Origin of the sequence: Pseudobacteroides sp. (genome assembly GCF_036567765.1) — a bacterium.
Lineage (GTDB): Bacteria > Bacillota > Clostridia > Acetivibrionales > DSM-2933 > Pseudobacteroides.
Genome location: NZ_DATCTU010000016.1, coordinates 51,252 through 58,847 on the forward strand (window position 1 = coordinate 51,252; position 7,596 = coordinate 58,847).

Sequence of the window (7,596 nt, forward strand, 5' to 3'; positions counted from 1 at the left end):
AGGATATCAGTCATACAATAAATTAATTTAGTTATCTTTGTAAATTCGGTTTGACATTTTTCAGATAGTATTGTATGATTTACATATATAATGTTAAATACGATTAACAAAGAATAAAATTATATTGAGGAGGCTTATTTATGAGAAATACAAAAAAACTCATTCTCACATTGTTGGCGGCCACCGCACTCACGTGGCTATTTACAGCATTTTCAGTCAGCAATGCCGCGTCTGATTTAGCAGCAAACAATGACATTGTTCCTGTTACATCAATACCTTCACTTACAGACACAATACCTACACCAACGCCAACAAGCGCACTGCTTAGCGGGTGTGCCTTTGTGTCAGACAATACTTACCAATCCGCCATATTAAACTGTAAAATTCCAGATGCCTTTAAGGGAAAGAAGTTTGCTGTTTTCTATGAATACTGGACAAGTGATGCTCCAGATAAAATAACTAAAACCAATATATACAGAACTTATAACACAGATAATTTTTCTTCAGTTGACAGTTATGAATTGTTTAATGTGGAGTATAATGCCAAATATTCTTTTAGAGCTGCAATAATAGATCTCAACAGCCAAAATTCCCAAACCATTTATAGCGATGTTGTGACCTTTTCAAGCGTTCCACCACCAACTGCCGGGTTATTCAAACGTAGGATATATGGATATGTTGCACCTGAATTTAAAGCAAGCAGTGAAATAGACCGCAGCGGTTTCAAAGTATCCATTAATGGCGGTGCAGCTACTGCAACAACAGATTCTGAAGGATATTTCTCCTTCAGTACTTCCTCCAGTAACAAAGTTTTCTATAATATCAAAATAAGCAGGCCCGGCTATATCGAAAGAAGCATAGATCTCGGCTATATAACCGGCACAGTAAATGCAAGCCAGAATGGTGCATATACAATAATGCTATGTGGAGATATCAATAATGATAAGGCAGTTAATATGTCAGATGTAGTTCAAATAGCAAAAACCTTTAATCTCAGCATGGGAAGCGAAGGCTTCATTGGTGCAGCAGATTTCAATAGAGATAATGTTGTAAACATGAATGACATAGTATTGGCTGCTAAAAACTTCAATAAATCGGAAAATGACTATGCAGTTTACCCCAAGATACCCTATATCGAACTTAAAAGCCCTAGCGAGACAATCTATCTTTCATATAATAGAACTCCTATCTTTGATATTAACGGATACTACCTTAAAAATATTGCTAGCTACAGCTTCAAGTTAAATTATAGATATACGGCACAAATAATTGGAAAAGAATTAACAGGATCTCCTAGCGACAATTTATTGGCTAATCTCCAATATGATCCTGTCATCGAAACAAATAATGATACAGGTCAGAAAATTCTATCAGTTAATAAATCATATACAAAACTTGCAGATTATAAAAATTCCGGAGCAGGTGAGGAATCAGGAAGATTGATATCAATACAGTCTGTTATTCCATTTGTAAATAGTGCTACTGGAAGTGACATTTTCCAGTTCACAGAATTTACTTGCAAAGACTGGGATAATAATACTATAAAAGTCGAGATTTTAAAGCCAAGGTTTGTGGTAACATCCATAACACCCTAATTAGTAATATTTTAGTCCTTCCTTAATTTCGCTATATCTTTTCCCTATAAATAACAACAAATAGTGTACCTTTTCATAATTAAGTGCCATCAACCGAAAGTTGATGGCTATTTTTTTAATACTACAGTCTCATCCGCCACAATTACATCCATCACAACAACTATCACAACAGCATTCGCAACAATCTTCCCTGTGATTTCTAAATCTTTTATAAATAAAAGAAGGCCTATTATAAACAAAACTAGAATAACAATTATAACTGCTTTCATTATCATCCACTTCCTTCGATAATCTTAGCTATAATAGCATCTGATTTATTCCTGAGTCCTTGATTGACAATATTGCATATTATTTCTTTTGAATGTTTTATGTTCAATTGCATTGTTAGATTTTGAATTTTATTGAGCAAGCCATCAATTCTATTTTCTATATTATATTCATAAGAATTAATTAATTTTGTATACATTGATACTTGAACAATAATCAGTATATTCATTTAAAATAATCTTCTTTTTTTAAATAGACTTAGCATGCATTTTTCAACCTTCCATTACTCAATATTCTTATAAATAAGAGGAGATATTACTATATTATAAAATTATTACTAAAAGTATACAAGTTTAATGAAACTCTTAAAGTTTAAATATTTGATTATAATTGTGATATATTTCCCCATTTCATATTTTAAATTTTTCCATCCTATATATAAGTGCATGTCTTGATATTCCAAGGAGCCTTGCTGCCTGTGTTTGATTTCCTTTTGCCAGTTCCAGTGCTTGCCTTACAAAGCTTTCCTCTACTTCTTCAAGAGAGATACCCTCAGATGGAAGTCTAAAGTTATCTCTCTTGGAAAAGGCTCCCTTCACTATTTCCTTTGGTAAAATCGATACAGTAATTTTCCTATCTATAGTAAGAATGACCAAACGTTCAATAATATTTTCCAGTTCCCTTATGTTACCCGGAAAATCATAGTGTGTTAGTATATCCAAGGCATCCTCATCCATTATTATAGTTTCCTTGCTCATTTCCCTTGCAAACTTGTTAATGAAATAATCAACAAGCTGGGGAATATCCTCTTTTCGGTCCCTCAATGCCGGGATTTGAATAGGTATTATTTTCAATCTATATAAAAGGTCTTCCCTAAAAGCACCTTCCTGTACCATCTTTTCCAGATCCCTGTTTGTTGCCGAAATAATTCGAACATTAGCCTTTATTACCTCTGTCCCTCCTACCCTTTCAAACTCCCGTTCCTGAAGGACTCTTAATATTTTAACCTGAAGGTGTAAAGGCAGGTCACCAATCTCATCCAAAAATAACGTTCCCCCCTGTGCCCTGTCAAACCTTCCTACCTTCCGGTTTTGTGCTCCTGTAAAAGCTCCTTTCTCATAACCGAAAAGTTCACTTTCAAGGAGTGCTTCAGGTATTGCACCGCAGTTTACTTTTATATATGGTTTATCCTTTCTTGTGCTTTTATTGTGAATTGCATTAGCTACTAACTCTTTACCTGTACCGCTCTCACCAGTGATAAGAATTGTTGCCGGAGTGTCTGCTACCTTATCAATTAATTGGAATACTTCCTGCATTTTTTTACTGCTTCCAATAATTCTACTATCATATGCCTCTATAACTCGTGTTTTTAAGTAGTCTATGGTATTGTTAAGCTCCTCAATGTTTAGTACCTTTTTTATAGTAATTTTAAGTTCTTCCATATCAAAGGGCTTTGAAATATAATCGATTGCTCCAAGCTTCATAGCTTCTACTGCAGCATCGGTACTCCCATGAGCAGTAATCATGATAACAGGGACATTTTGGTTTATGGTCTTAATCCTCTTTAGAACTTCCATTCCATCCATATCCGGCATACGATAATCAAGTACTAACATATCAGGCTCTGTATCAATAAAAAGTTCTACAGCTTCCTGCCCATCCGCTGCTTCAACAATACTGAACCCCTCATCCTTTAAGGCTTTACCTAATATCCATCTCATGTTTTTTTCATCATCTGCTATAAGAATTTTCTTCATTAATTAGAGTCCTCCTTTTTTGGAAGCATAACCTCAAACACCGTACCCTTCCCTTCAGTGCTGGAAGTCTTTATTGTCCCTCCATGCTCTTCCAAAATCCTATGAACTATAGAAAGGCCAAGTCCGGTTCCATCTTGCTTTGTTGTATAAAAAGGATTAAAAATTTTATCAATACTTTCCTTACCAATACCGATGCCTGTATCCTCAAAAACTACTTTAATAAAATTCCCATTAAAATTATCTACATAAATACCAAGGGTACCACCCTTTGGCATTGCTTGTACTGCATTAAAAATTATATTTACAAAAGCTTGTTTTAAAAGCTCTTTGTCTATCACAGAGTGTGTATCACCTGATTTTTTAAACACAACCTTAACTCCATGCTGTATAATATATTTATTTGTAATTATTAGAACGTCTTCAACCACGGAATCTACAGGATACAAATTCCTTTCTCCCCTTGTCGGTCTGCCAAAATCCATAAGAGTCTTTACAACCCTATTAGCCCTCTCCACTTCCTCATCTATGATATCAAGCTCCTTTAGAGCTTCCGGATTATCCTTCAACTCATTTTTCATGGTTTGTTCAATTGCCTTAATTATTCCAAGTGGATTTCTTATTTCATGAGCAACTCCAGTAGAAAGTTCTCCTAGAGATGCAAGTTTTTCGTTACGCATTAGCTCCTTTTGCATATTATTAAGCTCGGTTATATCATCAATAATAATTACAAAGCCTTTCTTTACACTTTCAAAGTTCAGTTGATAAATACTGACTTTTATTATAATCTCCTTTTCATTCTTATTAATTGTTAGTTCCATTTCTTCATTTGATAAATCTTCCTTAAATGCTTTATAAATACTATCCTTAGCATTCTCATAAATGGCAAATACATCTGTCAAACTTTGCCCTATACACTCATATCCTACACCAAGTATATTTTTTGCCTCTTGGTTCGCCATGGTTATGAGATTATCATTATTCACTGCAATAACACCGCTCTTGATGCTCTCAATAATGCTATTTGTATAGTTTTCGAGCATTTTGTATCTTTTGAGCTCCTCATGGAGCTTATCAAGGTTCAAATTCTTCTTTTCCACCAATATCCCTGTTATAACGCCAACTGTAAAAAATAAAATGATATCCAAAAACTCATTAATAGCTTGGACATCAAAAGTACTTAGTGATAGGAGTATATAGGGAGAATAGATTAGGCTTACAGCCAGTGAAACAGTAATACCACCCCTGAAGCCAAAATTGAAGGCTGCAAGAATAATAGGTATATAATAAAAAAGCCTATAAAAGTTATGAATAGGCAAATCCCTATCTCCTCCAAAATAATGCAGGAGACTGACAGCTATTACCAGGACAACAAGTAACACTTTAATTCTTAATTTGTTTTTCATTTTACCTCAATCTTTATTTATTATTTAAATTTTCACAGTACGGGCAATACTTCCACGCTGGACTTACTCTTTCTCCGCAATTTTCACATTTCTTTTTTAATGTTTCCTTACAAATAGGGCACACATTAAAGCTTTCTTCAACTATGTTTTTACAATTCGAACATCTCTTCTCATTGTTTGTAAAGAATTTCTTTCCATTAATATCTTTATATAAAAAGAGGTAATAGATAGCTATCGCCACAATAATTAATAAAAACAATGTCATAAATATCATCCCTTCTCACCTTTTAGAGGATTACCACAAATAGGGCAAACTTTCCAGCTGTCACTTTCAATTATATTTCCGCATTTATTGCACTTATTAGTCCTTACCTGGGACCTTAAGAAAATATAAAGTAAAGTCCCTATTATACCTATAGTAATAACCAGGAGAAACCGCTCATCAACAATATAGCTTGTACTTTTATAGATTCTAGAGTGCATTCCCATCCCCATTCTAATATTACTCTGAATAAATAAAGGGGCAATAATATAGTTATACACAAATATGAGCCCTAAACCGGTTAGTGAAATATAAATAATTTTTTTCATATTGTTCATCCCTATTCACCTCGACAATTCCTTTTACCTATATTAATAAGCAAGATTCGTGCCAACAAAAATAGAATTATTTCAGCTTAATTCTATTTTAGTTTTAAAATATGAAGATTTTATGGAGATTAAGAATATATTATTACATAAAAAAAGATGATCCTGTCTTTTCAGGAATCATCTTAAATAATGGGTAAAGTCTACTCCCCTATATCACCGTTATTAAAATCTTACTCCAAAGCAAATGTAGATGGCGTTGTTGCAGGTACCAATTCTGTGATTGAAATATCATCCAGTATAAAATCATTTGGCATCGATCCGGCATTGCTTCCGCCAAAATGGAAAGCTATAAGCTCATCAGGACATGTGGCTGTCGGAACAAACAATTCCGATACAACTATTACTTTGTTCGCAGGTAAAGTTATAGCATTCCAACCACTGGGATGCCATACTTCTCTATATGGCTGTCCAACATCCCCAATCTTTGGATATACCTTTGCATCATTTATTGCTTTTATAGCAAATTGAACCTTGTATGTTGCACCTGCTTTCAGTGACGGAATTTTATGATAAAGTGCAACATCCCATGGCTGTATGCCGCTTGCATCAACATGAACTTTCATTTCACCATTCTCTACTCCATAGCTTGCTGATGCACCGTTAAATGAGTCTAAAACCCAGCTTCCCTTTGAGCCGTCATCGAAGTTATATTGTATTATATTTGAAGGATCTGTTGGTTTGTCGGCTGGCGTGGGTGTGCTAGTTGGTGTGCTAGTCGGTGTGCTAGTTGGTGTAGGTGTGTTGGTAGGTGTAGGAATAGTATTTGAAATTTTTGTAATAGATATATCATCAAAACTTATTTCACAAGGTGTAGTAAGTGATAGATCTCCCCCCATATGGAATGCCATCTCTTCCAAATCTGAACCGCCGGAAAAAGTAAAAACTTGAGAAATTTCTACCGGTATGTTGGCATCCAACTTAATAGGGTTCCAGTTGTTATTCCAGTATTCTCTATATGGCCCTGAAGCATCTCCTATTTTTGCATAAACACTTGTATTTTTCTTTGCACTTAGTTTAAAATCAACCTTGTATTTTGCACCTATTTCCAGGGGTGCTATCGGGTGCCTTAAAGCTATGTCCCATCTGTTAGTTCCTTTTGTAAGAACTTGAACTTTCAACTGTCCGTTTTTCATGTGGGTATATCCTGTAGCATTTCCCAATAAATCCAGATTCCAATCCCCCATTTTATTATCATTAAAATCATACTTTAGCACATCATTTTTAGGAGATAACTTTATAATCTTTATATCATCAAAATAGATTTTGCATGGTACCTTTCCATCTAATTCGCCGCCAAGATGAAATGTCAATTCTTCCGAATCAGATGAACTGGTAACAGTAAAGGTCTGGGATACGTACTTCCTGCTTGTGTTTATTTCAATAGGCTTCCAATTGTTATTCCAATATTCTCTGTATGGTTCAGCATAGTCACCTATTTTCGCATAAATGCTTTCCTGCTTGTCAGAATATACCTCAAACTCTACTTTATAAGTTCCACCTATCTCCAATGGTGTTATAGAATGTCTTAATGCCAAATCCCATTTGTTAACACCCTTGTTTTCTACATTTACCATTATCTCTCTGTTTTTCGCCTTTACACTGCCTTTAGAATTGCCAGACACATCCAGGTACCATCCACTCAACTTATTGTTGTTAAAATTTGTATCAAGGACGGTGTCTGACGAAGCCGCTATGGCATAGTTAGGAACTAAAGTTGTCAAAAAAGCAGCTGCTAAAAATAAACTCTTAATTTTCTTCGCCATAAACATACCTCCAAATTAAATTAAGTATGCTCTCGGAAACTCCGAGGGCTTTATTTATCTGACTTTTGAGAGTTAAATTTTCTTTTTCACCCCCACAAATCAGTTAAAATTTTATTAAAATTTCCAGCTATAATTTCCACAATTATACTAATGTGGTATT

Annotated in this window: 8 protein-coding genes; 1 reads left to right on the forward strand and 7 read right to left on the reverse strand. The window is 34.5% G+C overall.

The features are described 5' to 3' along the window. The first annotated feature begins 140 nt into the window (after positions 1 to 140). Positions 141 to 1,595 (forward strand): dockerin type I domain-containing protein, encoded by a 1,455-nt coding sequence (locus VIO64_RS03545; protein ID WP_331915215.1) that lies wholly within the window; start codon positions 141 to 143, stop codon positions 1,593 to 1,595. Between the two features lie 107 nt (positions 1,596 to 1,702). Here the strand turns inward: VIO64_RS03545 and VIO64_RS03550 are convergent, their stop codons facing one another. From VIO64_RS03550 to VIO64_RS03580, 7 genes are all read right to left on the reverse strand, one after another. Next, the gene (locus tag VIO64_RS03550) at positions 1,703 to 1,864 is read right to left on the reverse strand and encodes a hypothetical protein (protein ID WP_331915217.1); all 162 of its coding nucleotides are present in this window, start codon (positions 1,862 to 1,864) and stop codon (positions 1,703 to 1,705) included. A 2-nt stretch (positions 1,865 to 1,866) separates the two neighbouring features. Beyond that, entirely contained in the window at positions 1,867 to 2,091 is a 225-nt protein-coding gene (locus VIO64_RS03555) for a hypothetical protein (RefSeq protein ID WP_331915219.1), read from the reverse strand. Positions 2,092 to 2,272: 181 nt separating this feature from the next. Next, positions 2,273 to 3,619, reverse strand: a complete 1,347-nt coding sequence (locus VIO64_RS03560; RefSeq protein ID WP_331915221.1) for a sigma-54 dependent transcriptional regulator — start codon at positions 3,617 to 3,619, stop codon at positions 2,273 to 2,275. Continuing rightward, positions 3,619 to 5,022 carry a two-component system sensor histidine kinase NtrB gene (locus VIO64_RS03565; RefSeq protein WP_331915223.1) on the reverse strand — a complete coding sequence of 468 codons (1,404 nt, stop codon included), beginning with the start codon at positions 5,020 to 5,022 and terminating at the stop codon, positions 3,619 to 3,621. The genes VIO64_RS03560 and VIO64_RS03565 overlap by 1 nt, the downstream gene beginning before the upstream one ends. Before the next feature lie 13 nt (positions 5,023 to 5,035). Further along, entirely contained in the window at positions 5,036 to 5,287 is a 252-nt protein-coding gene (locus VIO64_RS03570; RefSeq protein WP_331915225.1) for a zinc ribbon domain-containing protein, read from the reverse strand. A gap of 5 nt (positions 5,288 to 5,292) precedes the next feature. Further along, on the reverse strand, positions 5,293 to 5,613 hold the full coding sequence (locus tag VIO64_RS03575; protein ID WP_331915227.1) for a hypothetical protein: 321 nt from the start codon (positions 5,611 to 5,613) through the stop codon (positions 5,293 to 5,295). 230 nt (positions 5,614 to 5,843) lie between these two features. Next, entirely contained in the window at positions 5,844 to 7,436 is a 1,593-nt protein-coding gene (locus VIO64_RS03580; protein WP_331915229.1) for a carbohydrate binding domain-containing protein, read from the reverse strand. Between the last annotated feature and the right edge of the window lie 160 nt (positions 7,437 to 7,596).